Origin of the sequence: Sphingomonas sp. 22R3R2A-7 (assembly GCF_036856055.1) — a bacterium.
In the GTDB taxonomy this organism is placed as follows: domain Bacteria; phylum Pseudomonadota; class Alphaproteobacteria; order Sphingomonadales; family Sphingomonadaceae; genus Sphingomonas.
In genome coordinates, this window is record NZ_JASPFR010000001.1 from 3,918,878 (window position 1) to 3,943,963 (window position 25,086).

Sequence of the window (25,086 nt, forward strand, 5' to 3'; positions counted from 1 at the left end):
TCAGAACCTGAAGCCGAGGCGGACGCCGATACGGCGGCGGTCGCCGATGATGCCGAGATCGGAGGCGGGCAGCCCCGCGAGTTGCAACGTCGTCTTTTCGATATAGGCGTCGAAATAGTCCTTCTGCAGCAGGTTGTTGGCGAACACCGCCAATTCGATCGGCCCGGTCCGATAGGTGATCGCCGTGTTCACCAGCGCATAGCCCTTGAGGAAGGTCGGCGTGGTCTGGTTGAGCGTCCCGGCAAGGCGGCGACCCTTGGCAACGACGCCGCCCGTCAGGGTCAGCGTGTCGGTGCCGCCAAGCGGGATCGTGTAGTCGCTATAGATATTGCCCGTGAAATCGGGCTGGAAGGTCAGCCGGTCCGACGACAGCGTACGCCCCGTCACCCGCGTGTAGGGCGTGGAATCGGTGAGCCGCGCATGGACGTAGGTCACGCTGCCGTTGATCGTCCAGTTCCTGACCGGGCGCAGCGTCGCTTCGAGCTCGGCGCCGTAGCTTTCGACGTCGCCGGAGTTGAGATCGACCGTGACCAGCCCGCCGCCGGTCGCCGGCGCGATCGAGTTGAGCCCGATATAATCGGAATAGTCATTGTAGAAGATGTCGCCCGAAAGGCTGAACACGCGGTCGGGCGAGACGTATTTGGACCCGATTTCATAGGTCCACGCCGAGTCACCCTTGTAGGTGCGGATCGGCGCGGTCGGCGCGTTGAAGCCGCCACCACGATAGCCGCGCGCAACCGAGGCGTAGGTCATCAGCTGGGGGGTCCAGTGGCGCGTGACCGACAGTCGCGGCTCGACCTGGTCGGACTTCAACTGCGCGTTGGTGATGGTCGGGGGCAGGCTGACCGGGCCGACCGAGATCGCGACGTCGCCGGTGGCGCTGCGCTTCTCATGGTCGTAGCGAAGGCCGAGGGCGATTTCCACGCCGTGGTCGGTTTCCAGAACAGCGTGCCGAACGCCGCATAGGTGTCCGCTTGGGTCGCGTTGTTGGTGAGGCGGATCAGATTGGCGGGGACGATCCGCGTCGTGTCGGTCGCGCCGGTCGTCTCGCGGCTGTAGAACAGGCCGAACAACGAGCTCAGTGTACTGCCGATCTCGGTATCGAGACGCGCCTCGACGGTCTTGGTGCGCAGCTTGTCGGTGCCGGCCGAGCGGGCGATGTCGAGCGGACCGAAATCGGCGTCGCTGTCGGGCGAAATGCCGTTGCGTGCATCATAGGAGCCGACCAGCGTGAATTTCGAATTGATCGCGTCGATCGGCGTCTCGAGCCGGGCATTGACGCCGCGATAGCGATATTCGACGCGGGACAGTGCGTTGAACTGCACGTTGCGCGAATAGTCGGTCGGGCCGGTGACGCGCGCGTAGGGCGTGTTCGCGCCCTTCACCCAGTCGTAATAGCCGTTGACCGTCAGCACGATGTCGTCGACCGGCGCGAAGCGGATCGTGCCATTCAGCGAGTCCGTCTTGAACGGGCTGGCGTCGGTGCCGAGCAGCGGATTGCGGAGGAAGCCGTCCTGCTGGCGGTGGCCGGCGGCGATCCGGACCTGCAGCTTGTCCCTGATGATCGGGCCGCTGACCGACGCCGACGCCAGGATGCTGTCGTCGGGTCCGGCAAAGCTCAGATTGCCGCGTGCCTCGACCGCGTTGGAGGGCTGGCGGGTGATGACGTTGATCGCGCCGCCCAGCGTGTTCTTGCCGTACAGCGTACCCTGTGGCCCGCGCAGCACCTCGATCCGGTCGATGTCGAGCAGCGGGTTGTTCAGGTACGAGGTGTTGGGCTGGTAGATGCCGTTGATGAACAGGCCGACGCCAGGCTGCACCGACTGGACGAGCGTGACGCCGACGCCGCGGATCGAGACGAACGCGCGCCCCGCGCCGTCGCTCGCGATGTTCAGGCCCGGGGTCAGCGCCGCCGCCTCGCGTACCGAATTGATACCGCGTTCGGTCAGCGTGTTGCCGCTGATCGCGGTCGCGGCGATCGGCACGTCGAGCAGCGTCTCTGCCCGCTTGCGCGCGGTGACGACGATGTCCTGATCGCCGGTCTGCGGCGCGGCGGAGGCGGCCTGGCCGGGCGAGGTGGAGGCGGTCGCGTCGGGGGTGTCGGCGACCTGCGCCCAGCTCGGCACGGGCAGCGCGAGAACGACAGCGGTCGAGGCAGCAAGCAGGGTGCGAAGGCGCATCGGTAATCCTCTCTACGGCTGGCGAGTCTTTGCTCACCTGTCTGAAAGGTTGTGCGCCCAACCCGACCTATCGGAAAGGCTGACAACTATGCCGATCGGATTCTAGGCTTGGCCGGTATGCGCTGCCGCTCACCAGCAGCTATACCCGCCATCGGCGAGCACGATGCTGCCGGTCATCAGGCTGGCCGCGTCGCTTGCGAGGAAATGGACGACCGAGGCCACCTCCTCCGGATCTCCGAGGCGGGCCTGTGGCGTGCCGTCGATCCAGCGCTTGTACATCGCGCCGTCCTTGTCGGCGAAGGCGTTGAGCGGCGTCGCGACATAGGTCGGCGCGACGGCGTTGACGCGTACCCCGCGCGGTGCCCATTCCGCGGCAAGGCTCCGCGTCAGGTGATGCACGGCGGCCTTCGACGCGTTGTAGTAGCTCTGCGGCTGCGGACGATTGACGATGAACCCCGACATCGATCCGACGTTGACGATGCTGCCCTTTCCGGCCGCGAGCATATGCCGGCCAAAGGCGCGCGCGCACCAGAAGGTGCCGTTGAGATTGACGTCGATGACGTTGCGCCAATGCTCGTCGGTCACGTCTTCGGCGGCGGTCTCGCTGCGCGCGATGCCGGCATTGTTGACGAGGATGTCGATCGTGCCGAACCGATCGGCGACTTGAGTCACCCGGCCCGGGTCGGTGACGTCGAGGACGACGCCGTCGACGTCATGGCCTTCCGCGCGGAGCGACTCGATCGCCGCATCGATCGCGTCGGAATCGCGGTCGGCGATCGTGACGCGCGCGCCGGCTTCGGCCAGCGCATCGACGCAGCAATAGCCGATGCCCTGCGCGCCACCCGTGACCAGCGCGGTGCGGCCATCGAGCCGCAGACGGTCGAGATACATGCGGGGCGCTCCGGTCAGGGAAGGAATGTGGCAGCGGGCATCGGTGGCTCGAACCGTGCTATACCGGCGGCAAGCCTGTAGACGATCCGCGTGTCGCGCTCGAACGGTGCCCAGGGGAGCGACCCGTCGCGGGCGAAATCGACCCAGAGCCTGTGGACATGGTCCGCCAGGTCCTGCGGCGGATTGGTGCCGCACAGGCCGTCTTCGCCGGTGCAGGTCGCAAGGCTGTCGAACACGAACGGCAGCTCCATACCGTGCGACGCGCCGAGCTCACCATCGAAGCGCGGCGAGCGCCATTCGAATTCGTAGAGATGCGTGCGTCCCTGATGCTCCTCCGCGAACCGCCGCGCGGGCCAGCGGAAGACGAGGTCGGTCATCGCATCGGTCAGCGCCTGTCCGGGCGCCTTTCCGCTGCCCATGCCATACGCCTTGAGCACCGCCCAAGCGCGCGGCTGCGATTTGCGGAGCACGAACCAGGCGAGCAGCGTGCCGAGCTTGTCGCGGACACCGCTGGGGATGAGGTAGAGGTTCATCTCCTCGGCATTGCTGCCGATCAGCAGGTCGACCTCGGCGCCTGCACCCTGGCTCAGCGCGTCGAGCGGCGCGATCGGGAGCACGTCGTCGCCATGGACCGGCACGAAGCGGCTGATCCCGAACACCGGCTCGCGCCCGTCGGGACCGCGCAGGTCGAGCCGCGTCGTCGGAAGCGAAACCTTCTCGACCGCGTCGAGCATGGCCTCGCCGGGAGGTACGCTGGCAAAGCCCGCGCGATCGGGGGTGATGCGCAGGAGCGTCGCGAGCTTGCGCACCAGACGCTGCGCAACGCCGATATCGCGCGTCATGCCGCCATGTCCGCTCTGCACGATCGCGCGGCGGAACAGGCCCTTGGCGAGCGGCGAGGTGATCAGGTCGGCGATCGCCATCGCGCCTGCGCTTTCGCCGAACACCGTGACGTTCGCGGGATCACCCCCGAATGCCGCGATGTTGTCCTGCACCCAGCCGAGCCCGGCGAGCATGTCGCGCAGGCCGAGGTTGGTCGGCACGCCCGGTATCGGCAGGAACCCGTCGATCCCCATCCGGTAATTCAGCGCGACATAGACGATGCCGTCGCGTGCGAAGCTTCTGCCGTCCTGTACCGACGCGTCCTTGCAGCCGACGACGAACCCGCCGCCGTGGATGAAGACCATGACGGGGAGGGCGGTGCGCTGGTCGTCGGGACGAAGGACGTCGAGTGTCAGATACGCGTCGCCTTTCGACCAGCCCGTACCGATCAGCGGCGCGGCATCCAGCCCCGGCACCTGTCGCGTTCGCTGCGGCGCGTTTGCCCCCGGCGCCGTGGCGTCGCGCGGCGTCTCCCACGGAAGAACAGGTTGGGGGACGAGGAACCGATACTCGCCCACCGGGGCTGCGGCGTACGGGATGCCGCGATAGAACGACACGCCGTCTTCCGAACAGCCCTGGACGTCGCCAGTGGCGAGCCTCACGATTTCATTGCGCGTCGTTACCATCATCGGATCATGCCGCGGGAAGGGGGCGCCAGGGAAGCGCGCCGGCTATGCCTCGCGGTAGGAATACGATGCCCAGCGGCGGCAACGCGCGCGCCCGGCTCACGACGCGTGAGATTGGGCGCGCTATTGCGTAAGCCGAACGACCGTTCAACCAGTCTCGACGATGCAATAGACAAGCACCGGAACGCCAACGAACAGGATGAGAAGGACGAGATTGAGGTCCATGAGCCGGCCGAGCCAGTTCTGAATGTCATCCCGGCTCTCGTATCGATCGGCTTGCAAATTCAACCGGTCGAGCCGCGCGCCACCCTGGCCCGGTGTTGCGGACTCGGGCGCGTTACTGGCGGGCATCGTCACGACATCGTTTTGCGTGCGCGATAGCGTACTGCCCCGGTAATACCCGTCGGTTTTTGAGTTATGGTCTGTCACTGTGCGGTTTCCGCTATTCGAGAACATGGGCGCGCCAAGCGCATCCCAAAGGTCAGATCGAATAAAGCCCGAACTCAAGCGACACGCAGTCGCGAGCTCGGGCTAATCGCGTGCGGCGAGTTGGCCGGCGTGGTCGCGAAAACGCTTATGGGTTGCAAGAGCATCCATCGACGTAACATCGTGATGCGCGCGTTTCATGTCAACAGCTGCGGTGATTACCTATAATCATCTTGACCCTCGCTGCCGAAACGTTAGTTTGAACAGGCGGGCCGGGCCCCTCTGGCGCTTGTCTTCGGTCGAACGTGATGTCGGACCGCATCGGGGTAGCTCGATGTTTAGGCCTGGCCTGATTGCCTCCTCTCATCTCAGCTGGTCCGATCCATCATCCGAAAGGATCAGCAGTCCCGATCCGTCGTGATCGGAAGAGCAAAAGGAGAGCACATATGGCGTATCTACTCACAGCCGGGCTGGCACTCGCCGCCACTGGCGCCGTGATCGGCATGTCCGTGGATCACCAGAATCAAGTCGATCATCACACGGGTCCGGTCGCCGTGAAATATCGCGGTGATGTCGCCATCACGCACAAGCAGGTCGGCGCGGTATCCCCCGGCGGCCGAGCGTCGTCGTTGCGCTGCGACTGGGCTGCAACCATGACCGTGGCGCGTCATGCCGTCGCGGCATCGGGTACCAGCCTTGTCCGCACCATCGACAGCGAGCCTGGCGTTTCGGGTACCCGGCCTGGCTGGTGCGTCGCAAGCCGGCGAGCGATCACGCGGGAAGTTGCGGACAAGACCGCGGACATGAAGCGTCATCTGATGGTCGTGGCGCAGGAAGACGAAGCGATACTGCGTGCCGAACTCGATCGGATCCACGGCGAGCAGCGCGCCGGATGATCGCGAATCTGACGCGGGCAGGCCTGCTCGGTGTCGCGGGCTGGGCGCTCGTGACGCCGGCAGTTGCCCAGAATGCCCGTTCGGCCTCTGTCGAGGTCATGACCGACGAGGTGCGGCGGGGCCTGAGCTGGACCGAGGGGCGCGCCGCCGCCGCCGGGGACGTTCGGGTCTCTCTGGGGGCGATCGATGCATCGGCGCGGGCGGTGACGACGCGTGGCAGCACGCGACATGACGGCGCCGATGCGGTGGTCGACCTCGTCGTCGGGACCGGCTGGGACCTTGGCGCGGTCCGGATCCGCACCGATGCCGTCGGGCATGCGTTCGCCGGTGCGCGGGGGCGGATGGACTATGTCGAGGGTGCGGTATCGGCAAGCTATGCCTATGGTCCGGTATACGCGACGCTGGGTGCCACGGCGGCCCCGTCGCAGCGGGCGATCGGCGGCAGCAACGTCTATCTCTATGCGAGCGCCAATGCCGGTATCCCGGGTACGCCGCTCACGATACTCGGCGAACTCGGCCATTCGACCGGCAGTGTCAGCGACCCCGTTCGTGCCGAGCGCCTTCGACCGGGCGGAAGCTACACCAATTGGCGGCTTGGGCTCGAACATCGTCGTGATCGGTTGACGCTGGGCGTGGATTATGTCGGCACTGACGTTGCCCGGGCGGGCGACGCCAACAGATTTGCCGATCGCGGCAACGTGGCGGACAGGGTCCTCGGTCGCGTGCAGATTTCGTTCTGACAGATCTGCAGAGCCGGACGACACCGGCTCGAATTCTCGCGAGACGTTAGGCCGTCGGGCAGTTCGCGCTTCCCGACGGCATCTCGGCGCCCGTTCGGTATCGATCGGGCGATGCTGCAATGCGACGCTTACGATCAACCCTGACAAAGAATTCCAATCTAATAGATAAAGAAACTTGATGAAATATTTATTGCGGCAGGGTGGCTGATTGATTTAGGACAAGTTTCAGTCTCGGAGGTCCCAATTGGCCCCGCGGCCACAAGGGGAGATTCTGATGCAGCGGGCCACCACTCTGAAATCGCTGCGAGCGATGTTCATCGCATCGACGATGCTGGCATCGCCAGCGCTCGCACAGGAGGTGCCGACCGCGCCCGCGCCGGTACCTGCGCCGGAGGCCCCCGTTGAACAGGCTGTGGAAGCCCCGCAGGCTGCCGAGGCGCCGGCGGCACCCGCCTCAGGTCAATCCGACATCGTGGTCACGGGATCGCGTATCACCGCGTCCGGTTTCACGGCACCGACGCCGACCCAGGTCCTCAACGCGGACGCGATCGGCAAGAACGCGCAGCCAAACGTGTTTACCACCGTGGCGCAGCTGCCGTCACTGCAGGGCAGCACGGGCGCAACGGTGGGATCGAACGGCACCTCGACGGGCGTGCAGGGCCTGAGCGCACTCAGCCTGCGTGGTCTGCAGCCGATCCGGACACTGACGCTGATCGACGGCCAGCGCGTCGTCGGCGCCAACGTCACCGGCGTCGCCGACGTCAGCCTCTTCCCCCAGTTGCTGATCGACCGCGTCGACGTCGTCACGGGCGGTGCGTCCGCAAGCTACGGATCCGATGCGGTCGGCGGCGTGGTCAATTTCGTGACCAACACGCGCTTCACCGGGTTCAAGGCCAACCTCCAGTCGGGGGTCAGCACATATGGCGACGACGGCAACTACACAGTCCAGGCTGCGGTCGGGAAATCACTTCTCAACGACCGGCTCCACATCATCGGCAGCGGCGAATACAGTCATGAAGACGGTATCGGGTCGGCGGGGTTCGGCGTCGGTTCGGATCCCAACGGCAGCGGTCCGGGCGGACGCAACTGGCTGGTCTCGCGCAATCTGATCAACCGCGGGATCATGGACGACGGGCTGCCGCAATATCTCGACCGCAGCTTTACGCAGGCGAACAACACGGCGCTCTACGGGCTGATCACGGCAGGCCCGTTACAGGGCACCGCGTTCGATATGGACGGAAATCCGCGCCAGTTCGACTATGGGTCGAACGGCGTTCCGGCGCGGGACGCCAATGGCAATGTTCTGGGCTGCTTCAACGGCGTCTGCGAGGGCGGTGACCGGTCGGGCAACGTGACCAATGCGAACTCGCTCAAATCCTCGATCACGCGCCTGAGTGGCTATGGCCGGATCGGCTTCGATATCGCGCCCGACAACGAAATCTACACGACGGTGAACGTTGCACGGGTCACGACGGGCAACATCCCCAATATCGGGTCCGCCCAGTTCGGCAATCTGACGCTGCAATGCTCCAATCCCTATGTCCCGGCATCGGTTCAGGCCGCCTGCGACGCGAATGGCATCACGGAGTTCCGCTACGGCGTCAGCAACGCGATCTTCCCGAATCCGATCACCGTCCGAACCGAGCGCGAGCAGTACCGGTTCGTCGCGGGGGCCAAGGGCAAGGTCCAGGCGTTCGGCAGCGACTGGCGTTACGACGCCTATTACGCGCACGGCACCGGGATCACCGATATCACGGTTCACGATATCCCGGTGATCCCGCGGTACAATGCCGCGATCCAGGCGGTCCGCGCGCCTGACGGGACGATCACCTGCGCAAATCCGGTCGCCGTCGCCAGCGGCTGCGTCCCGATCAACATCATCGGCGGACAGACGCCCAGCGCCGCCGCGCTGAACTACATCACGCCGGAAAACGGCCCCTATCAGCACACCCGCCAGACGCAGGACGTCGCCAGCTTTTCGGTAAGTGGCGAACCGCTGCAACTCCCCGCGGGGCCCTTGGCGCTCGCGTTCGGCGGCGAGTACCGCCACGAATTCTACAGCGTCAATGCCGATCCCTATGGCAACGGCGTCGTGGCCAGCGGTGCGTATAACGACCAGTATCCGAGCGATCCGCTGCTCAACCCACAGGGTGGCAACTGGTATGCCGGCAACTACCGCGACGGGCGCGGCGCCTATAGCGTGTATGAGACGTTCCTCGAACTGAACGCGCCGCTGTTCGACTCCGACGCCATCGGCAAGGCCAACCTGAACGGCGCCGCGCGCGCGACGAACTACAGCACGTCGGGAACCGTCTATACGTGGAAGATCGGGGGGACGTGGGATACGCCGCTCGACGGCATCCGGCTTCGCGGCGTGACGTCGCGCGACATTCGCGCACCCAATCTGAGCGAGCTGTTCGCGGCGCCGGTCACGAGCAACCGTACGGGGACGACGGATCCGTTCACCCCGGGACGCACGCTGACCGTGCTGCAGACGACGACGGGCAACCCCGCACTCCGCCCCGAAGTCGCCCGGAATACCGAGTTCGGCATCATCCTGTCTCGCCCGAGCTGGGCGCCGCGGCTGAATATCTCGGTCGATTATTACCGGATCAAGATCAACAGCGCGATCGCGGCGCTGGACGCGCAGACGCAGATCAACCTCTGCTTCGCGGGCGTGACGTTCACCTGCAACAGCTTCGACATCAGCGATGCGAACAACGCATCGGTGACGGTCCAGCCGTTCAACTTCGCGTCGATCTTCACCGACGGCTTCGACATCGAGGCGAGCTATCAGATCCCGTTGTCCGGCATCGGCTTGCCCGGCCGGGCCACGGTGCGCGGCCTCGCCACGCACGTGAAGAATTTCGTGTCCGATCGCGGGTTGCCGAACACGATCCCGATCCAGGGCGCAGGCGTGAACCTGGGGCAGGGTGCGACGCCGAGCTGGAAGGTCCTCGCGATGCAGGACTGGACGACCGACCTGTTCGCGCTGACGCTTCAGGAACGATGGATCAGCGCGGGCGTGATCAGCAACGAGTTCGTCGTGTGCCAGACCGACTGCCCGGTATCGACGATCAACAATCCGACGATCGACCGTAACCATCTCGATGGCGCGCTGTATGTCGATGTCGGTGCGTCGTACAAGTTCACTCCCGCCGTGCAGGGGTACGTCAAGGTCGACAACGTCTTCAACAAGGACGCAGCGACGGTCCCGAGCGATGTGACCAATCCGGGCCTCTACGACGTGGTCGGTCGTGCGTTCCGGGTCGGCATGCGCGCCAACTTCTGACGCGAACGCGGGCCGGATAGCCGATCGGCGCGATCCGGCCCTCGATACTCCGGCCTGTTGCGAGGGACGTCGATGCTGCTCTTTCTGTTGATGGCCGCCGGTCCCCAGACCACCACGCCGGCCGTCGAGGCGGCGATCTCGGCAATGACGCTCGAGGAAAAGGCGGCGCAGCTCGGCAGCACCGCGCCGGCGGTGCCCAGGCTGAACCTGCCCGGATATGATTACTGGAGCGAGGGGCTTCACGGTTTCGCGCGCGACGGGATCGCGACCGTCTTTCCCCAGGCGATCGGGCTTGCCGCGACCTGGGACACCGGCCTGCTCCACCAGGTCGGCGACGTCGTCTCGACCGAGGCCCGCGCGAAATACAATGCGAAGCCGAAGGGCAGCGACCGGCGTCGCTTCTCGGGCCTCCATATCTGGTCGCCCAACGTCAACATTTTCCGCGATCCGCGCTGGGGGCGGGGGCAGGAGACCTATGGCGAGGATCCGTATCTGACCGGCACGCTCGGCGTCGCGTTCGTGCGAGGAATCCAGGGGCCGGATCCCGACCACCCCAAGGCGATCGCCACCCCCAAACATTATGCCGCGCATTCGGGGCCCGAAGCCGGGCGCAACAGCTTCGATGCGGACGTGTCGCCGCGCGACATGGCGGAGACCTATACCCCCGCCTTCCGCCGCACGGTGATCGAGGGCGGCGCACGATCGATCATGTGCGCGTACAATTCGCTGCACGGCACGCCGGCGTGCGCGTCGGCAGCGCTGCTCAACGACCGTGCGCGCGGTGACTGGAATTTGCGCGGGATGGTCGTGTCGGACTGCGACGCGGTCGGCTACATCACCACCTTCCATTACTACAAGCCCGACCTGCCCGGCGCTGCCGCGGCGGCGCTTTCGGCGGGGACCGATCTCGATTGCGGGCCGAGCTACGATGCGCTGCCCGTCGCGGTCCGCCAGGGCCTCGTTCCCGAAGCCACCGTGGATGCCGCCTTGCACCGGGTGCTGTCGTCGCGCGCGGCGCTCGGGATCGCTTTCGGACAACGCAGTCCGTGGGATCGGATCAAGCCATCGCAGGTGGATACGAAGGCGCACCGCGCGCTGGCACAGACCGCGGCGGAAAAGTCGCTGGTGCTGCTCACCAACAAGGACCGGCTTCCGCTCAGGCCCGGTCTCAAGATCGCGGTGATCGGGCCGAATGCGGACTCGCTCGATGTGCTCGAGGCGAATTATCATGGCACCGCCGCGGCCCCGGTTACCCCGCTGGAGGGGATCCGCACGCGCTTCGGTGCGGCGCAGGTCCGCTATGCGCAGGGTAGCGGCCTTGCCGAAGGGGTGCCGTTGCCGGTGCCCGAGACCGCTTTGTCGGCAGGGGGCAAGCCCGGGCTGAAGGGCGAATATTTCCGGACCAGCGCGATGACCGGGGCGGCCGCGACGATCCGGCAGGACCGCAAGATCGACTTCGACTGGGACCGTGCGCCGCCTGCGCCGGGGTTGGCGGAAAAGGGCTATGGAGTCCGCTGGACCGGGCAACTCACGCCGCCCGCGCCGGGACGCTATCGCCTGCGGCTGGACGTCGCGCGCTGTTTCGATTGCGACGGGCATGACCCGGTGCAGCTATGGCTCGACGACAAGGCGATCATCACCGACTCCGGCGATGACAGCGCAGTCGAGGCGAGCGTCGACCTCGACGACGCGAAGCCGCACGCGATCCGCATCGAATATCGCCATGTTAGCGAAGACGGCGGGATCGGATTGCGCTGGGTTGCGCCCGATGCTGCGCAACGCGAGGAAGCACTGGCCGTTGCGCGCGAGGCCGACGTGGTGGTGGTGTTCGCAGGGCTCTCCCCGACGCTGGAAGGCGAGGCGTTGCGGCTCGACGTTCCCGGGTTCATCGGCGGCGATCGCACCGCGATCGAACTGCCCCAGCCGCAACGTGTGCTGCTGGAGACGCTCGCGAGCGCAGGGAAGCCGCTGGTCGTGGTGCAGATGACCGGCTCGGCGATTGCCGATGCCTGGAGCAAGCAGAATGCCGATGCGGTGGTCGCGGCCTGGTATCCCGGCCAGTCGGGCGGGACGGCGATCGCGCGGATGCTCGCGGGGGATATCAATCCGGGCGGGCGGCTGCCGGTGACGGTCTATGCGCAGACGCGCGATATGCCTGCGTACATCGACTATAGCATGAAGAACCGGACCTACCGCTTCTTTACCGGCACGCCGCTGTATCCGTTCGGCCATGGGCTCAGCTACACGCGCTTTGCGTATGGCGCTGTTTCGCCCGCGACGACGAGTATCGTGGCGGGGCAGCCGCTGGTCGTGACGGTCGGGATCCGCAATGTCGGCAAGGTCGCGGGTGACGAGGTCGTACAGGCCTATCTCGCGCCGACCGCGCCGCAGGAACAGGGCCGCACCACGCCCGTGTTGCAGCGGCAACTCGTGGGGTTCAGCCGGACCACGCTGCGCGCCGGCGAACGCCGTGCGGTTGCACTCACGATCGAGCCCCGCAGCCTCAGCCTCGTCGAGCGTGACGGTACGCGCGCGATCGTTCCAGGGCACTACCGGCTGTTCGTGGCCGGCGGACAACCGGGTGATGCCGAGGCAACGGGTGGGGGTGTGTGGACCGACGTGACCATCACTGGCGATCGCATCGTGCTTCCGAAATGACTGTTCGCAGCGACGTCGCGCGCTAGCTGCGTCGATTTTGGGGTCCTCCACCGGACAACGGTGAACGGGGTGCTAGACCACCAGTGACAGGGCGAGCGTCAGCACCAGCCCGATGACCGAGATCAGCGTCTCGCACACCGTCCAGCTGCGGATCGTGTCGGCGACGCTGAGCCCGAAATATTCCTTCACCAGCCAGAAGCCGCCGTCGTTGACGTGGCTCAGGATCACCGATCCCGCACCCGTCGCGAGGACGAGCAACTCGGGGCGGATGCCAGGATTGGCGGCGGCGAGCGGCGCGATGATTCCGGCGGCGGTGGCCATCGATACCGTCGCCGATCCGGTTGCCACGCGCATCAGCGCGGCAATCAACCAGGCGAGCAGTACGATCGGCAGATGCACGCTGGTCGCTGCGGCGACGATCGCGTCGGATACGCCGCTGTCGATCAGCACCCGTCCGAACCCCGCGCCGACGCCAACTACTAGCGTGATCATCGCAGTGGGCGCGAGGCAGTCGTTGGTGAATTTCTGGATCGTGCCGAGGTTCATCCCGCGCGCGAGGCCGAGCGTCCAATAGCTCACTAGCACCGCGGCGAGCAGCGCGACCACGGGGGTTCCAACGAAGCGCAAGATGCCATCAAGGGTCGATCCCGGCACGGCGACCGCGGTCGCCAGGCTTCCAGCCATCATCAGCACGACCGGAAGCAGCAAGGTTGCGAGCGTTATCCCGAAGCCGGGGAGCGCTCGGTCGTCATGTTCGTCCGCAACCGGGAGAGGTGCGATCGGGAGGGGCGCCAGCCGTGGGACGATCAGCCGCCCATACAGCGGCCCCGCGATTGCCGCCGTCGGGATGCCGACGATCAGCGCGAACAGCACGGTCAGACCGACGTCGGCGTTATACGCTTGAGTCGCGAGCAAAGCGGCGGGATGCGGCGGGACCATTGCGTGGACGACCGACAAGCCTGCCGCCATTGGCAGCCCCATCCGCATTGGGTGCTGCCCGAGCCGCCGCGCGAGCGTGAAGACGATCGGCACGAGCAGGACGAACCCGACCTCGAAGAAGACGGGCAGGCCGACGATCAGCGCGACCGTCATCATCGCCCAGTCGGCGCGCGCGGGCCCGAAGAAGCCGATGACGGTATCCGCGATCCGCTCGGCACCGCCCGACTCGACCATCATCTTGCCGAGGATGGTGCCGAGCCCGACGACGAGCGCGATATGGCCGAGCGCGCCGCCGACCCCTGCCTCGAAACTCTTGACGATCCCGCCGAGCGGAATTCCGACGACCAGCGCTAGCCCGAGCGAGACGAGGGTAAGCGCGATGAACGGGCTCAGTCGAACCCGGACAATCAGCACGATGAGCAGGGCGACCGCGACCCCCGCCTCAATCAGGAGCAGGCCGCCCGGCGCCATCTTAGGGCTTCTTCCAGGCGATGCAGTCGACCTCGACCTTGCAGTCGACGACCATCTGCGAAACGACGCATGCGCGCGCCGGTGGGTTCGCCCCGAAATATTCCTTGAACACGCGATTGAACGACATGAAGTCGCGCGCGTCGTCGATCCACACGCCGCAACGGACGACATGTTCGGGGCCGTAGCCGGCTTCTTCCAGGATCTTCAGGACGTTGCGGATCGCCTGGTGGGTCTGCGGGATGATCCCGCCGTCGATCACCTCGCCATCGACCATCGGCACCTGGCCCGACACGTAGAGCCAGCCATCGGCCTGCACCGCGCGCGCGAACGGGAGATGCTGGCCACCGGTGCCGCTGCCGCCTTCGACGCCGTAGCGCTTGAGTTCGTCGGTCATGTCTTCAAAGTCCTTTGGTGGTGGGATGGGTTGGACGCCTCAGCATCCGGCCGCCGCGTGCGCCGGTCGGGCCCGCAAGCGTCAGGGTCGCGATGCCGTTGACCCACACGCCGACGATCCCGGCAGCAGGAACGGTCGGATCGTCGTAGGTGGCGCGGTCGCCGATCTGCGCTGGATCGAACAGCACGAGATCCGCCGCCAGCCCTTCGCGCACATAGCCGCGGTCGCTCAGGCCGAAGCGGTCGGCGGGAAGGCCGGTCATCTTGCGGATCGCGGTTGCCATCGAGAACAGTCCGCGGTCGCGCGCGTAATGGCCGATCACGCGCGGAAAGCTGCCCCACAGACGAGGATGCGGGCGCGGATCGCACGGCAGGCCGTCCGACCCGACCATCGTCAGGTCGTGTGCGAGGATCCGGTCGACGTCGCCGTCGGTCATGCAGTGGTAGACGGCGCCCGCCGGTTGCAGCCGCTCGGCGGCCGTCCGCAGATCGGTGCCCCAGTCTGCCGCGATGTCGGCGAGCATCCGCCCAGCCTGCGCAGGCTCGGCCTCGGACCAGGTGATCTTGATCGGGGTTTCCGGCACGACCTGCTTCAGGTCGAGCGTCGAGGAGCTGGCGGTGTACGGGTAGCAGTCACACCCGACCGGCTGCGCCAACGCGGCCGTTTCCAGCATCGCGAGGATTTCGCCGCTGCGGCCATATTGCGGCGCGCCCGCGCATTTGAGATGCGAGACGACCACCGGTGCGGCGGCGTGTCGGCCAATCGCGAACGCCTCGTCGAGCGCGGCGACGATCTCGCCCGCTTCGCTCCGCAAGTGCGTGCAATACAGGGCAGTAGTGTCGCGCAGTGCCTCCGCGAGCATCATGACCTCTTCGGTCGATGCCGCATTGGCGTTGGCATAAGCGAGTCCCGTGGAAAACCCGAACGCGCCGGCATTAAGCGCGGTCGTCAGATCATCTCGCATTGCAGAGCGTTCGGCGCCCGTCGCATCGCGATCGAGGGTATCCATATGCCGCGCGCGCAGCGCGGTATGCCCCACCAGCGCGACCACATTGGTCGCCGGGCCCGCGCGATCCACCGCCTGCGCATAAGCGGCAAAGTCGTCGTAGCGGAATGCGTCCGCAGCACCCAACAGCACAAGCGGATCGGGCAGGTCACCGTGCGCCGTAACATCCATGCCGCCGCTGATCCCGCAATTGCCGACGACGACGGTGGTCACGCCCTGCGTCACCTTGGCGGTCATGGCGGGCGCGGCAATCACCGCAAAATCGTCATGGGTGTGCGCATCGATGAAGCCCGGCGCGAGCACCAGCCCGCGTCCATCGATCGAATCGGTCGGGGGATGGCTAGCGGCCGGGCGGATGCTCGCGATGATATCGTCGCGAATCTCGACATCCGCTTCATAGGCGGGGGCGCCGGTACCGTCGTACACGCTCACCCCGGCGATGATCGTCCGTGTCATTCCACTATCCCCGACGCTTCCGGTCACAACGGCGTTGTCACCTTGGCGGGTAATAATGTAAACAATTTTCTTTAACGAGGAGCAAGCGCGTGAACGACCAGAAGCTGGAGCTTCACAAGGGGATAGGCACCGAAGGCACCGACCCTTGGAACCTGCTGCGGGGCGATGTCAGCTTCCCGGCGGCGGTGCTGAACGAGCGGCGGATGCAGCATAATCTCGACTGGATGCGGTCGTTCATCCACGCCTATGGCGTCTCGCTCGCGCCGCACGGCAAGACGACGATGGCCCCCAAGCTGTTCCAGCGGCAGATTGCGCACGGCGCGTGGGGCATCACGGTTGCGACGAGCCAGCAGGCGCAGGTCGCGGCGGCGCACGGCGTCCGTCGGATCCTGATCGCGAACCAGATCGTCGGAAAGGCGAATGTCGCTGCGGTCGTCGGTCTGCTGGCGATCCCCGAGCAGCAGGTGATCTGCATCGTCGATTCCGCGGCGGGGGTCGCGTTGCTCGGCGAAGGATGCCGGTCGGCGGGCGTGGTGCTTGACGTGCTCATCGAACTCGCGCCGGAGCCAGATCAGCCCGGGTATCGCGCCGGGGTTCGTGACGAAGCGGGGCATGCGGAGGTTCTCGCCGCGCTCGATGCATGGCGCGGTCAACTGCGGCTCGGCGGCGTGGAATTCTACGAGGGCGTGCTTCCCGACGAAGCGCATGTCCGCCGGTTCGTCCGTCGCGCGGTCGAGGTGACCAAGCGGCTGATCGCGGACGATCGGATCGACCGGACGCCGGCGATCCTGTCGGGGGCGGGGTCCGCCTGGTATGACATCGTCGCCGACGAAACCGCATCGATGGCGAAGGCGGGCGAGGTCGAGGTCGTGCTGCGCCCAGGCTGCTATATCAGCCATGACGACGGATTGTACCGGGTCGCGCAGGAGGCGATCCTCAAGCGCAACGCCGTCGCCCCGACCTTCGGCGAGGCGTTGCTCCCGGCACTGCGGATCTGGGCGGTGGTGCAGTCGATCCCCGATCCGACGCGTGCGATCATCGCGATGGGCAAACGCGACGTCGCGTTCGACGCGGGGTTGCCGCGCCCGGCGACGCTGTTCCGCCCCGACCGCGACGATCGTCCCGCCGAGGCACCGGTCCATTGGGAAGTCACCGGTCTGATGGACCAGCATGCGTATCTGACGATCGCGCCGGGCGACGACATCGCGGTCGGCGACGTGATCGCGTTCGACATATCGCACCCGTGCCTTACCTTCGACAAATGGCGCAAGATCCTCGTGGTCGATGACGATTTCACGGTGATCGACGTCGTGGAGACGTTCTTCTGAAGGCGGGCGGGGGCGACCCCCGCCCGGTTTCGTCAGGCGCGTGGCGCGGATGGCGGACGATCCGCGACCCCTGCGCCAAAGCGCGACGGCTTTGCGCCCATCGTGAACTCGAGCTCCCCGCCGCCGATGATGTCGGCGTGGGCGATCCAGTTCTTCGTCCAGGGCTTGCCGTTCCAGCGTACCGACTGAACATAGGGCCGGTCGGGCGCATTGCCGATCGCGCGGACGCGCAAGGTCTTGCCCGCACCGACGCGCAGTTCCGCGGTGTCGAACAGCGGTGATCCCAGCACATAGATCCCCGTCGTCGGGTCGACCGGATAGAAGCCGAGCGACGACAGGATGAACCACGCGCTCATCTGCCCGCAATCGTCGTTGCCGATCACGCCGTCGGGATCGTTCTTGTACATCTCGGCGCACAGCCGCCGAATCATCGCCTGCGTCTTCCACGGCGCGCCGACATAGGCATAGAGATAGGCGACGTGGTGGCCAGGCTCGTTGCCGTGCGCATATTGCCCGACCAATCCTGCGATGTCGGGTGGCGCATTGTCGGGGAGGGTGGAGGGCGCGTTGAAGAAGGAATCGACCTTCGCCTCATACGCCGTGTCGCCGCCCATGTGCGCGATCATGCCGTAGATGTCATGCTGGTTGAGGAACGTCGCCTGCCAGCCGTTGGCCTCGGTATAATCACGCCAGCGCGGTTGCGGCATGTGACCGAGCGTGACCGGATCATACGCCGCCCACCAACTTCCGTCGGCAAAGCGCGGGCGCGCGAAGCCGATCTTCGGGTCGATCACGTTGCGCCAGTTGCCGCTGCGCTTGCGCAGGACCGCCGCATCGCTGCGCTCGCCGATTGCGTCGGCCAGTGCCGCCATGGCGTAATCGTCATACGCATATTCCTGCGTACGGCTGACCGACTCCTTGATCTTGTCCGCCGGGATATAGCCGAGCTTCATGTAATGGTCGCGCCCGAGCGTCGCGAGGCTGTCCTTGTAGCTCGCATCGAACGCGCGCTTGCGGATGTTGGGCCAGGCCGCCGCGTAATCGGCCTTGATCCCCTTGGCGTGCGCCTCGGCGAGCACGACGACCGAATGCCAGCCGTTCATGCACCCCGTCTCGAACCCCTGGAGCGGCCAGGTCGGCGGACCGTACGGGCTTTGCTGCGTCTGGCGGATCAGGTCGTGGACGAAGCGTTCGGCCATGTCGGGGCGCACCAGCGTCATCAGCGGATGCAGCGCGCGATACGTGTCCCATAGCGAATAGGCGCTGTACGCACGCTCGCTGGCGGCGAGCGTATGGACTTGCTGGTCGAGCCCCATGTAGCGCCCGTCGCGGTCGCTGAACAACGTCGGCCCCATCAGCGTATGGTAGAGCGCGCTCGACAGGATCGTGTGCTGCTCGGGCGTGCCGCCGGACACGCGCAGGATGTCGAGCTCCTTTGCCCAGGTCCGGCGTGCGGCGGTGCTGGCGCGATCGAATGCCCAGCCCGGTGCTTCCGCCAGCGCCCCGCGCGCACCAGCGACGTCGACCCCCGAGATCCCGGTCTTGACGAGGATCGGCGCGGCGCCCGCATCGTCGTAGAACAACGCCACCTTGAGCTTGTGGCCGGTCACGCCCTTTGCTCCCGGCGCGACGGGGCGATCGTCGTCGCCGTAGAATTGCACGCGGTCGGGCTTGCGCGAAAGCTGCATCGCGAAGTGGATCCGGCGTCCTTCGGCCCAGCGGAAGACCTGACGGCTGCCGGTCAGCGTCCCATCGTCACTGAGGGCTAGCGAGGCATCCTCGATCCGGATCAGCTCCGCCTCGGTCTCCTGCTTGCAATGCGTGAAGTCGATCAGGATATGTCCCGGGCCCTTGGCGAAGGTGTAGCGGTGCAATCCGGTCCGTTCGGTCACGGTCAATTCCGCGACGACGCCGGAGTCCAGCTTTACGCGGTAATAGCCGGGCTCGGCATGTTCCTCGCTATAGCGTTGGCGATAGCCCGAGGACGGGTTCTCGCGCGATCCGGGGACGAGCTTCAACGGTGCGCGCGTCGGCACGACCAGCACATCGAGCATGTCGCCGATCCCGGTTCCCGACAGATGGGTGTGCGAGAAGCCCATGATCGAGCGATCCGACTGGTGATAGCCCGAGCAGGCATCCCAGCCGAAATTGTTGGTGTCGGGGGACAACTGCACCATCCCGAACGGCATCGTCGCGCCGGGGAAGGTGTGGCCGTGCCCGTCGGTGCCGACGAACAGATTGGGGGCCGTGTTCTTGACCGCCGCCCTGAACGATTGCGCCGAAGCGACGGACGGCAAGGCGGTGCCGAGCGCGGCAAGGGCCGAGCCTGCGAGCAACTGGCGGCGGTTGGCGCGGATCAAGCGATACTCTCCTGAATCGGGAAGGGTGCGGGGAAAAGGGTCAAAAACGTTCGGCCAGCAACGCGGGGCGACGACGCTCGAGGTCGAGGATCAAGTCGCCGAACAGGCCGTTCGCCCAGGCGAACCATGGGCGCGAGAAGCGCGCGGGATCGTCCTTGTCGAACGATTCATGGATGAAGCCGGTGCCCGCATCGGTCGTCTTCAGCCACTTCAGGCATTGACGAATCTCGGCATCGTCATCGCTGGTCATCGCGCGGACGATGATCGACATCGGCCAGATCATGCCGAGCCCCTTGTGCGGACCGCCGATGCCATCGGCCGCGGTGCCGCTGAAGAAATACGGATTGCGCGTGCTCCAGGCGAGCGCGCGGGTGCGGCGATACAGTGGATCGGTCCGTGGGGCGGCGCCCAGCAACGGCAGCGCGGACAGGCTCGGCACATTCGCGTCGTCCATGAAGATCGCATTGCCGAACCCGTCGACCTCGAACGCCCAGACCTTGCTGCCCTTGCCGTCGTCCATCTGGCCATGCGCCTTGAGCGCGGCATCGACCTCGTCTGCCAATGCGATGCAGTCGGCCGCGGCAGCGGTATCGTGGCGTGCCTCGGCATGGATCTTCGCCAGCATCCGCAGCGCGGCGACCGCGAACAGGTTGGACGGGATCAGGAAGGGGAGCGTGCAGGCGTCGTCGGAAGGCCGGAACATCGAATGGATCAAGCCGACCTTGCTCGTCGGCGCGCCGATGCCCTTCAGCATCAGCGTCTCGGTCGCGTGGCGATTGACCTCGCTCGAACGTATACGGTCCGTCGCCGGTCTTGCGCTGCTGTTCGCGCATCGTTGCTACGGCGCGTGCCATTGCCTTGGCCCACAAGCCATCGAACGGAACGGTGTCCTTCGTCTCGCTCCAATAGGCGTGCGCCAGCCGCATCGGATAGCAGAGCGAATCGAGTTCCCACTTTCGCTCGGCGACGCCCGGCCGCATCTCGGTCATGTCGGTGATCGCGCCGAGGTTCGACTTGGCGGTGGGGTCCGCCATGAACGCATTGGCGTAGGAGTCGATCAGGATGCAGCGCGCCTGCCGCTGGATCACACCCTGGAACAACCGGTGCAGCGCAGGGTCCTGGCGGCACAGATGGACGTAGGTCTGGAGTTGCGCCGAACTGTCACGCAGCCACATCGCCTCGATGTCGCCGGTGATCACGAACGTATCGGGCTTGCCGTCGATCGTGCCGGTGAAGACGGTGGTGTCGAGCGTGTTGGGGTAGCAATTTTCGAACAATTGCGCGAGGCCGGGGTCCGCGATCTTCGCCTTTACGCGCGCGATCTCGCGTTCGACGGCAATGCTTACGAAGCGTCTGCGCGCAACGGGCGGACGGCGATCGAGCGGGCCTGCATGGTTTCGAGCGCTGGCGGGTGTAGCTGCTAGAAGCATTGCGCTGACCGACATCGCCAAACCTTCGCGACGACTAAGTTCTCTCAGAGTGAAATCGTTCATCCGGATATTCTCTCGATAATAGAAGATAGCTTATTCCAAGAGTAGTTGGAGCTATCGGATCGTCCGATGTTGTACGGTGTTTGGCATCGGGACTTTCTGGCAATTCCGAAATCATCGCTGTGCCGAATGCGATCGAGGTATCCTATAATTATGAACTTGATAACGAGGTCAGGCATGTGGATCAAGCGAAAGAGGAAAGTAATTTTCCTTATTCGCTTTGCGGCCCGTTCGACGCCGCTGTGACGGCAAGGCGGCCGGCGTGACCGTTCGCGGCGAGCGCCGAATAAATAGGAGCCCCACCGGCTGCCGCATGTTCGGCGCGCGCGTTGGGCACCTGTACGATCAGGAGCTCATTCATGGTAAAAGTCTCTCGCGCGACCGATTATGCGGAGCGCGATGCCAGCATTGCGATCAACAGCTACACGACGGTGTTGCGCCGGCCCCGCGTTCCCCACGAGGTGTTCGCGACCTACTGGCGCGACGTCCACGGGCCGTTGTGCGCGCGCATCCCGGGGCTCGCCTGGTATGTCCAGCATCATCTGAACCGCGAGCAGGACGCGCACCTCTGGCCTGCGATTGACGGGATCGAGACGTTTGCGGACTATCAACTCGACGGCGGCGTCGAGATCGGTTTCGCGTCGAAGGCGGATCAGGATGTCTTCAATGCCGCGAGCCACATCCTGTTCGCCGACGAGCAGAACATGTTTGCGGCGACGGTTGCCTATGCGTTGCCACAGGGCTCGCGGACGCTGATCGACCGCGTCGCCGATCCGGTACCCAACGGCGATGACGGTCTGGACCGGATCCACGTCCATCTTGGTGCCGCCACCGAGGATCGGGAAGCATTCGGCGAGTTCATGCGCGGATTTGCCGAGACGCTGGCGGCAGACGACGCGGTGATCAAGCTTCGGCTGCACCTGCCCGACCGGTACGACAATGCAGAGCCCGCGCCGCCTGCGCCCAACGTCGATCATGATGTCCCCGCGCCACGCACGATAATCGCGGTGATCGAACTCGCGTTCGAGTCCCCGCTCACCCGTCGCAGGTTTTTCGAATCCGACGTCTTTCTGGCGACGCAGGACGCGCAGAAGGCGCATGTCGCTTATGCCTCGGCCTTCGCCGTCAGTGGCGTCTACACCTATGTGCGCGACAAGCATCTGACGACGGCCGGGCTGCGCGGAAGCCGTCAGGCGCAGTTGATCGAACGGCTCGGGGCGAACAACCAGATCGCGCGCGACGTCCGGCATCTCATGCATACGGGAACGGTCGACTGACCCAGGCTGCCCCGCTCGAGGGCGCGGTACGACGTGCGGGCATCCTGCGTAAGGGGTGCCCCATCTCCGGCGGTGCATTTGCAAACGGGGGCGGGGCGGAGGAGCGCGCCGCAGCGCAGCGTTTGATCATCGTCAATGCCGCATCCCCGGTGCCGTGCAAGCTGCCCGGACGAGGAGGGATGATGACCGAGCATGACGGACAGCGCGACGGCCGGGCGTCGGGCAGGGACCGGCATGTCATCGATGCGACAGACCTGCAGGCATTGGTCGCTGATCACGCCAGGCTTCACGGTCTGTGCGATCGTCTGGAGGCATGCGCCGATCTGTTGCCAGACACGCTTTCGCAGGACGACGCTGGCGCCCTCGGCCGGAGCTTGCAGGCAATCATCGCCGGGCATCTCGATCAGGAAAATGCCGTGATCGATGCGTTGTTCGCGCGCGATGGTGTTGACGCGCTGACGGCTGCGCTGCTCGGGCGGATCCGCGCACGGCATCTGAGCGACGCGATCGATGCGGACGACATAGTGGCGGTCCTGTCCGGTGCTTCGAGACCGGGGGCGGAAGCGTTCGGCTTCATGCTGCGCGGTTTTTTCGAAGGATGCAGGGCGGCGATGGCCTTCACCGAGCTGGTCGTGCTGCTGCTCGGTGCCCCGCGCCTCAGTCACACGGCGCGGGCGGTGTTGATCGACAGCCTTTGCGCGCGACGCGCGGGTTAGGCGGCTTCGGCCAAGTCCTGCAACGCGCCTTCATCGGAGATCGTGATCGCCCGCCCCCGGGAGTGCGATCACGCCTGCGGCCTTCAGCCGGGTCATCTGACGGCTGACCGTCTCGATCGTCAGTCCGAGCACGTCGGCGATCTGGCCGCGCGTCAGTGGCAGATCGAACGTGATCGGGCCGCCGGGCGTCGCGCGACACCCGGTCGCGGACGCGCGCAACGCCATGTCGAGCAGAAAACCTGCAATCTTCTCCTGCGCCGATTTGCGCGCCAGCGACAGGATCCGGGTCCGCGCCACCGCGAGCGCGGCGAGCGTGCGTTGCAACAGCAGTCGCTCCATCCGCGCATGATCCTCAAGCACGCGTTCGAACGCGTCGCGCGGAAAGATACAGAGTTCCGCGTCGGTCAGCGCGGTTATCGTGAAATCGGCTTGGCCGGCATAGGGCTGGCCGACGAAATCGGCGGGGTACAGCAGCCCGACGATCTGCTCGCGACCATCAGGCGTCGCCGCGACCAGCTTGAGCACGCCGGACAGGAGGTTTGCACAGATGATGCTGTCGTCGCCCGCCCAGATCAACGTCTGGCCGCGTGTAATCTTGCGGCGGCGGCCAAGCGTATTGAGCGCGGTCAGCTCAAGATCGGTCAGGCTGCTGCAAAGAGCCTGGTCGCGGACGGCGCAATCCGCGCAGATATCGTGGTGAGCCATTGACCGGGTATAGTATGACCATCGCGAATATCCGCGTGAATTATTTGCAGCGGCGTAATGCGTTCAGGCGCTGTCCCCATCATCCGCGATCGGCAGATGGAACTCATGCCAGATACCATTGAGGATGCCGAAGCCGACCGCAAGCCCGAGGCCGAGAACCCAGGTGAAATACCACATGATTAGATGTCCTTGATGATGCAGGCTCAATAGAAATCGGGGTTTGTCGCGACCTCGCGCGTCGTGACCCGGCCGAACATCACCGAGTAGGCCCAGGCGGTGTAGGCCAGCACGATCGGCAGCAGCACGACGGTGACGAGCAGCATGATGCCGAGCGTCCGCGCGCTCGACGATGCGTTCCACAGCGTCAGGCTCGAATGCGCGTCGATGCTGGAGGGCAGGATAAACGGAAACATCGACAGCCCCACGGTTGCGATGATGCCCGTGGCCGATGCCGACGACCCTGCGAACGCTGCACGTTCCCAGCCCCGCCGGATCCCGACCAGCGCGAGTGCCGCTCCGCCGAACCCGAGCACGGGGGCGATCGTCATCCAGGGGTAGCGACCATAGTTGGCGAGCCACGCGCCACGCGCGATCTCGGTCGTGGTGTGCAACGGATTGGACGGGCCCGAGGGATCGATCGCACCGACGATGCGAAAGCCGATATCCGCCTGCGCGACGAAGCCCCAGCCGACCGCGAACAAGATGAGCGAGGCCAACGCGGCGACCGTCCCGAATGTGCGGGCGCGATCATGAACCGCGCCATGTTCGATCTTGATCGCCAGCCATGCACTGCCGTGAAGCATCAGCATCGACACGGACAGCAGCCCGCACAACAGCGTGAACGGCGAGAACAGCCCGAGAAAACTGCCGTCGAACACCGTGCGCATATCGCTGTCGAGGCGGAAGGGCGCGCCCGACAGGACATTGCCGACCGCCACGCCGAACACGAGCGCCGGCACGAAACCGCCCGCGAACAGCGCCCAGTCCCACCGCGACCGCCACGCCGGATCCGGGCGCTTCGAGCGGTATTTGAAGCCGACCGGGCGCAAGATCAGGGCGGCCAGTACGAGGAACATCGCGAGATAGAAGCCTGAGAAGCTGATCGCATAGACGAACGGCCACGCCGCGAAGATCGCGCCGCCGGCGAGGATGAACCATACCTGGTTACCCTCCCACGTCGGACCGATCGAGTTGATCACCATCCGTCGCTCGGCATCGGTACGGCCGACGAACGGGAGCATCGCCGCGACGCCCAGATCGAAGCCATCGGTCAGCGCAAAGCCGATGAGCAGGACCCCCATGAGCGCCCACCAAATCAGACGCAGCGTTTCATAGTCGAACATGTCTGGTCTC

At 65.7% G+C, this 25,086-nt stretch carries 21 protein-coding genes and 1 pseudogene; 7 read left to right on the top strand and 15 right to left on the bottom strand.

What is annotated here, in order from left to right:
• From QP165_RS18845 to QP165_RS18865, 5 genes are all read right to left on the bottom strand, one after another.
• The gene (locus QP165_RS18845; RefSeq protein ID WP_333996794.1) at nucleotides 1-924 is read right to left on the bottom strand and encodes a TonB-dependent receptor; all 924 of its coding nucleotides are present in this window, start codon (nucleotides 922-924) and stop codon (nucleotides 1-3) included.
• Complete coding sequence (locus QP165_RS18850) at nucleotides 810-2,180, bottom strand: TonB-dependent receptor (RefSeq protein ID WP_333996795.1); 1,371 nt, start codon at nucleotides 2,178-2,180, stop codon at nucleotides 810-812. Before QP165_RS18850 ends, QP165_RS18845 begins: the two co-directional genes overlap by 115 nt.
• Nucleotides 2,181-2,309: 129 nt before the next feature.
• The gene (locus tag QP165_RS18855) at nucleotides 2,310-3,071 is read right to left on the bottom strand and encodes an SDR family NAD(P)-dependent oxidoreductase (protein WP_333996796.1); all 762 of its coding nucleotides are present in this window, start codon (nucleotides 3,069-3,071) and stop codon (nucleotides 2,310-2,312) included.
• A gap of 14 nt (nucleotides 3,072-3,085) precedes the next feature.
• Nucleotides 3,086-4,555 carry a carboxylesterase/lipase family protein gene (locus tag QP165_RS18860; RefSeq protein WP_333996797.1) on the bottom strand — a complete coding sequence of 490 codons (1,470 nt, stop codon included), beginning with the start codon at nucleotides 4,553-4,555 and terminating at the stop codon, nucleotides 3,086-3,088.
• Between the two features lie 171 nt (nucleotides 4,556-4,726).
• Nucleotides 4,727-4,930, bottom strand: a complete 204-nt coding sequence (locus tag QP165_RS18865) for a hypothetical protein (protein ID WP_056024561.1) — start codon at nucleotides 4,928-4,930, stop codon at nucleotides 4,727-4,729.
• A gap of 521 nt (nucleotides 4,931-5,451) precedes the next feature.
• Between QP165_RS18865 and QP165_RS18870 the strand changes: the two genes are divergently transcribed.
• From QP165_RS18870 to QP165_RS18885, 4 genes are all read left to right on the top strand, one after another.
• Nucleotides 5,452-5,901, top strand: a complete 450-nt coding sequence (locus QP165_RS18870) for a hypothetical protein (RefSeq protein ID WP_333996798.1) — start codon at nucleotides 5,452-5,454, stop codon at nucleotides 5,899-5,901.
• A complete protein-coding gene (locus tag QP165_RS18875; RefSeq protein ID WP_333996799.1) occupies nucleotides 5,898-6,641 on the top strand; it encodes a TorF family putative porin in 744 nt (247 codons plus the stop codon). Before QP165_RS18870 ends, QP165_RS18875 begins: the two co-directional genes overlap by 4 nt.
• A gap of 274 nt (nucleotides 6,642-6,915) precedes the next feature.
• Complete coding sequence (locus QP165_RS18880) at nucleotides 6,916-9,933, top strand: TonB-dependent receptor plug domain-containing protein (RefSeq protein ID WP_333996800.1); 3,018 nt, start codon at nucleotides 6,916-6,918, stop codon at nucleotides 9,931-9,933.
• A gap of 72 nt (nucleotides 9,934-10,005) precedes the next feature.
• Nucleotides 10,006-12,591 carry a glycoside hydrolase family 3 protein gene (locus QP165_RS18885; RefSeq protein ID WP_333996801.1) on the top strand — a complete coding sequence of 862 codons (2,586 nt, stop codon included), beginning with the start codon at nucleotides 10,006-10,008 and terminating at the stop codon, nucleotides 12,589-12,591.
• A 72-nt stretch (nucleotides 12,592-12,663) separates the two neighbouring features.
• Here the strand turns inward: QP165_RS18885 and QP165_RS18890 are convergent, their stop codons facing one another.
• Genes QP165_RS18890 through QP165_RS18900 form a run of 3 tightly spaced genes read right to left on the bottom strand, consistent with a single transcriptional unit; the run spans nucleotide 12,664 to nucleotide 15,857 of the window.
• The gene (locus QP165_RS18890) at nucleotides 12,664-14,001 is read right to left on the bottom strand and encodes a GntT/GntP/DsdX family permease (protein WP_333996802.1); all 1,338 of its coding nucleotides are present in this window, start codon (nucleotides 13,999-14,001) and stop codon (nucleotides 12,664-12,666) included.
• Nucleotide 14,002: 1 nt separating this feature from the next.
• Nucleotides 14,003-14,395 carry a RidA family protein gene (locus QP165_RS18895; RefSeq protein ID WP_333996803.1) on the bottom strand — a complete coding sequence of 131 codons (393 nt, stop codon included), beginning with the start codon at nucleotides 14,393-14,395 and terminating at the stop codon, nucleotides 14,003-14,005.
• Between the two features lie 4 nt (nucleotides 14,396-14,399).
• Complete coding sequence (locus tag QP165_RS18900) at nucleotides 14,400-15,857, bottom strand: N-acyl-D-amino-acid deacylase family protein (RefSeq protein WP_333996804.1); 1,458 nt, start codon at nucleotides 15,855-15,857, stop codon at nucleotides 14,400-14,402.
• A gap of 89 nt (nucleotides 15,858-15,946) precedes the next feature.
• On the opposite strand from QP165_RS18900, the gene QP165_RS18905 reads away from it, so the two are divergent.
• A complete protein-coding gene (locus QP165_RS18905) occupies nucleotides 15,947-17,185 on the top strand; it encodes an amino acid deaminase (RefSeq protein ID WP_333996805.1) in 1,239 nt (412 codons plus the stop codon).
• 32 nt (nucleotides 17,186-17,217) lie between these two features.
• On the opposite strand, the gene QP165_RS18910 is transcribed toward QP165_RS18905, so the two are convergent.
• From QP165_RS18910 to QP165_RS18925, 4 genes and pseudogenes are all read right to left on the bottom strand, one after another.
• Nucleotides 17,218-19,545 (bottom strand): GH92 family glycosyl hydrolase, encoded by a 2,328-nt coding sequence (locus QP165_RS18910; RefSeq protein ID WP_333996806.1) that lies wholly within the window; start codon nucleotides 19,543-19,545, stop codon nucleotides 17,218-17,220.
• 40 nt (nucleotides 19,546-19,585) lie between these two features.
• Entirely contained in the window at nucleotides 19,586-20,299 is a 714-nt protein-coding gene (locus QP165_RS18915) for a glycoside hydrolase family 125 protein (protein ID WP_333996808.1), read from the bottom strand.
• 73 nt (nucleotides 20,300-20,372) lie between these two features.
• Nucleotides 20,373-21,038 (bottom strand): annotated as a pseudogene (locus QP165_RS18920) (glycoside hydrolase family 125 protein); the annotation flags it as partial.
• Nucleotides 21,039-21,246: 208 nt separating this feature from the next.
• Nucleotides 21,247-21,396 (bottom strand): hypothetical protein, encoded by a 150-nt coding sequence (locus QP165_RS18925; RefSeq protein WP_333996809.1) that lies wholly within the window; start codon nucleotides 21,394-21,396, stop codon nucleotides 21,247-21,249.
• Between QP165_RS18925 and QP165_RS18930 the strand changes: the two genes are divergently transcribed.
• Nucleotides 21,395-22,312, top strand: a complete 918-nt coding sequence (locus QP165_RS18930; RefSeq protein WP_333996810.1) for a hypothetical protein — start codon at nucleotides 21,395-21,397, stop codon at nucleotides 22,310-22,312. The two genes, QP165_RS18925 and QP165_RS18930, sit on opposite strands and share 2 nt — an antisense overlap.
• A 182-nt stretch (nucleotides 22,313-22,494) precedes the next feature.
• Nucleotides 22,495-23,028 (top strand): hypothetical protein, encoded by a 534-nt coding sequence (locus tag QP165_RS18935; protein WP_333996811.1) that lies wholly within the window; start codon nucleotides 22,495-22,497, stop codon nucleotides 23,026-23,028.
• Between the two features lie 30 nt (nucleotides 23,029-23,058).
• On the opposite strand, the gene QP165_RS18940 is transcribed toward QP165_RS18935, so the two are convergent.
• The 3 genes from QP165_RS18940 to cydB all read right to left on the bottom strand — a co-directional run bounded on the left by QP165_RS18940 (nucleotide 23,059) and on the right by cydB (nucleotide 25,076).
• Nucleotides 23,059-23,733, bottom strand: coding sequence for a Crp/Fnr family transcriptional regulator (locus QP165_RS18940; RefSeq protein WP_333996812.1), 675 nt, complete (start codon nucleotides 23,731-23,733; stop codon nucleotides 23,059-23,061).
• 63 nt (nucleotides 23,734-23,796) lie between these two features.
• The gene (cydX, locus tag QP165_RS18945) at nucleotides 23,797-23,910 is read right to left on the bottom strand and encodes a cytochrome bd-I oxidase subunit CydX (protein ID WP_082446254.1); all 114 of its coding nucleotides are present in this window, start codon (nucleotides 23,908-23,910) and stop codon (nucleotides 23,797-23,799) included.
• A 26-nt stretch (nucleotides 23,911-23,936) separates the two neighbouring features.
• On the bottom strand, nucleotides 23,937-25,076 hold the full coding sequence (gene cydB, locus QP165_RS18950; RefSeq protein ID WP_333996813.1) for a cytochrome d ubiquinol oxidase subunit II: 1,140 nt from the start codon (nucleotides 25,074-25,076) through the stop codon (nucleotides 23,937-23,939).
• Nucleotides 25,077-25,086 lie beyond the last annotated feature (10 nt).

What these genes read in the sequence shown, in the direction of transcription:
- QP165_RS18925 (WP_333996809.1), bottom strand. Translation starts at nt 21,396, where the DNA reads ATGAATGAGCTCCTGATCGTACAGGTGCCCAACGCGCGCGCCGAACAT.
- cydX (WP_082446254.1), bottom strand. Translation starts at nt 23,910, where the DNA reads ATGTGGTATTTCACCTGGGTTCTCGGCCTCGGGCTTGCGGTCGGCTTC.
- cydB (WP_333996813.1), bottom strand. Translation starts at nt 25,076, where the DNA reads ATGTTCGACTATGAAACGCTGCGTCTGATTTGGTGGGCGCTCATGGGG.
- QP165_RS18865 (WP_056024561.1), bottom strand. Translation starts at nt 4,930, where the DNA reads ATGCCCGCCAGTAACGCGCCCGAGTCCGCAACACCGGGCCAGGGTGGC.
- QP165_RS18875 (WP_333996799.1), top strand. Translation starts at nt 5,898, where the DNA reads ATGATCGCGAATCTGACGCGGGCAGGCCTGCTCGGTGTCGCGGGCTGG.
- QP165_RS18890 (WP_333996802.1), bottom strand. Translation starts at nt 14,001, where the DNA reads ATGGCGCCGGGCGGCCTGCTCCTGATTGAGGCGGGGGTCGCGGTCGCC.
- QP165_RS18915 (WP_333996808.1), bottom strand. Translation starts at nt 20,299, where the DNA reads ATGCTGAAGGGCATCGGCGCGCCGACGAGCAAGGTCGGCTTGATCCAT.
- QP165_RS18855 (WP_333996796.1), bottom strand. Translation starts at nt 3,071, where the DNA reads ATGTATCTCGACCGTCTGCGGCTCGATGGCCGCACCGCGCTGGTCACG.
- QP165_RS18850 (WP_333996795.1), bottom strand. Translation starts at nt 2,180, where the DNA reads ATGCGCCTTCGCACCCTGCTTGCTGCCTCGACCGCTGTCGTTCTCGCG.
- QP165_RS18940 (WP_333996812.1), bottom strand. Translation starts at nt 23,733, where the DNA reads ATGGCTCACCACGATATCTGCGCGGATTGCGCCGTCCGCGACCAGGCT.
- QP165_RS18900 (WP_333996804.1), bottom strand. Translation starts at nt 15,857, where the DNA reads ATGACACGGACGATCATCGCCGGGGTGAGCGTGTACGACGGTACCGGC.
- QP165_RS18930 (WP_333996810.1), top strand. Translation starts at nt 21,395, where the DNA reads ATGGTAAAAGTCTCTCGCGCGACCGATTATGCGGAGCGCGATGCCAGC.
- QP165_RS18895 (WP_333996803.1), bottom strand. Translation starts at nt 14,395, where the DNA reads ATGACCGACGAACTCAAGCGCTACGGCGTCGAAGGCGGCAGCGGCACC.
- QP165_RS18870 (WP_333996798.1), top strand. Translation starts at nt 5,452, where the DNA reads ATGGCGTATCTACTCACAGCCGGGCTGGCACTCGCCGCCACTGGCGCC.
- QP165_RS18935 (WP_333996811.1), top strand. Translation starts at nt 22,495, where the DNA reads ATGACCGAGCATGACGGACAGCGCGACGGCCGGGCGTCGGGCAGGGAC.
- QP165_RS18880 (WP_333996800.1), top strand. Translation starts at nt 6,916, where the DNA reads ATGCAGCGGGCCACCACTCTGAAATCGCTGCGAGCGATGTTCATCGCA.
- QP165_RS18885 (WP_333996801.1), top strand. Translation starts at nt 10,006, where the DNA reads ATGCTGCTCTTTCTGTTGATGGCCGCCGGTCCCCAGACCACCACGCCG.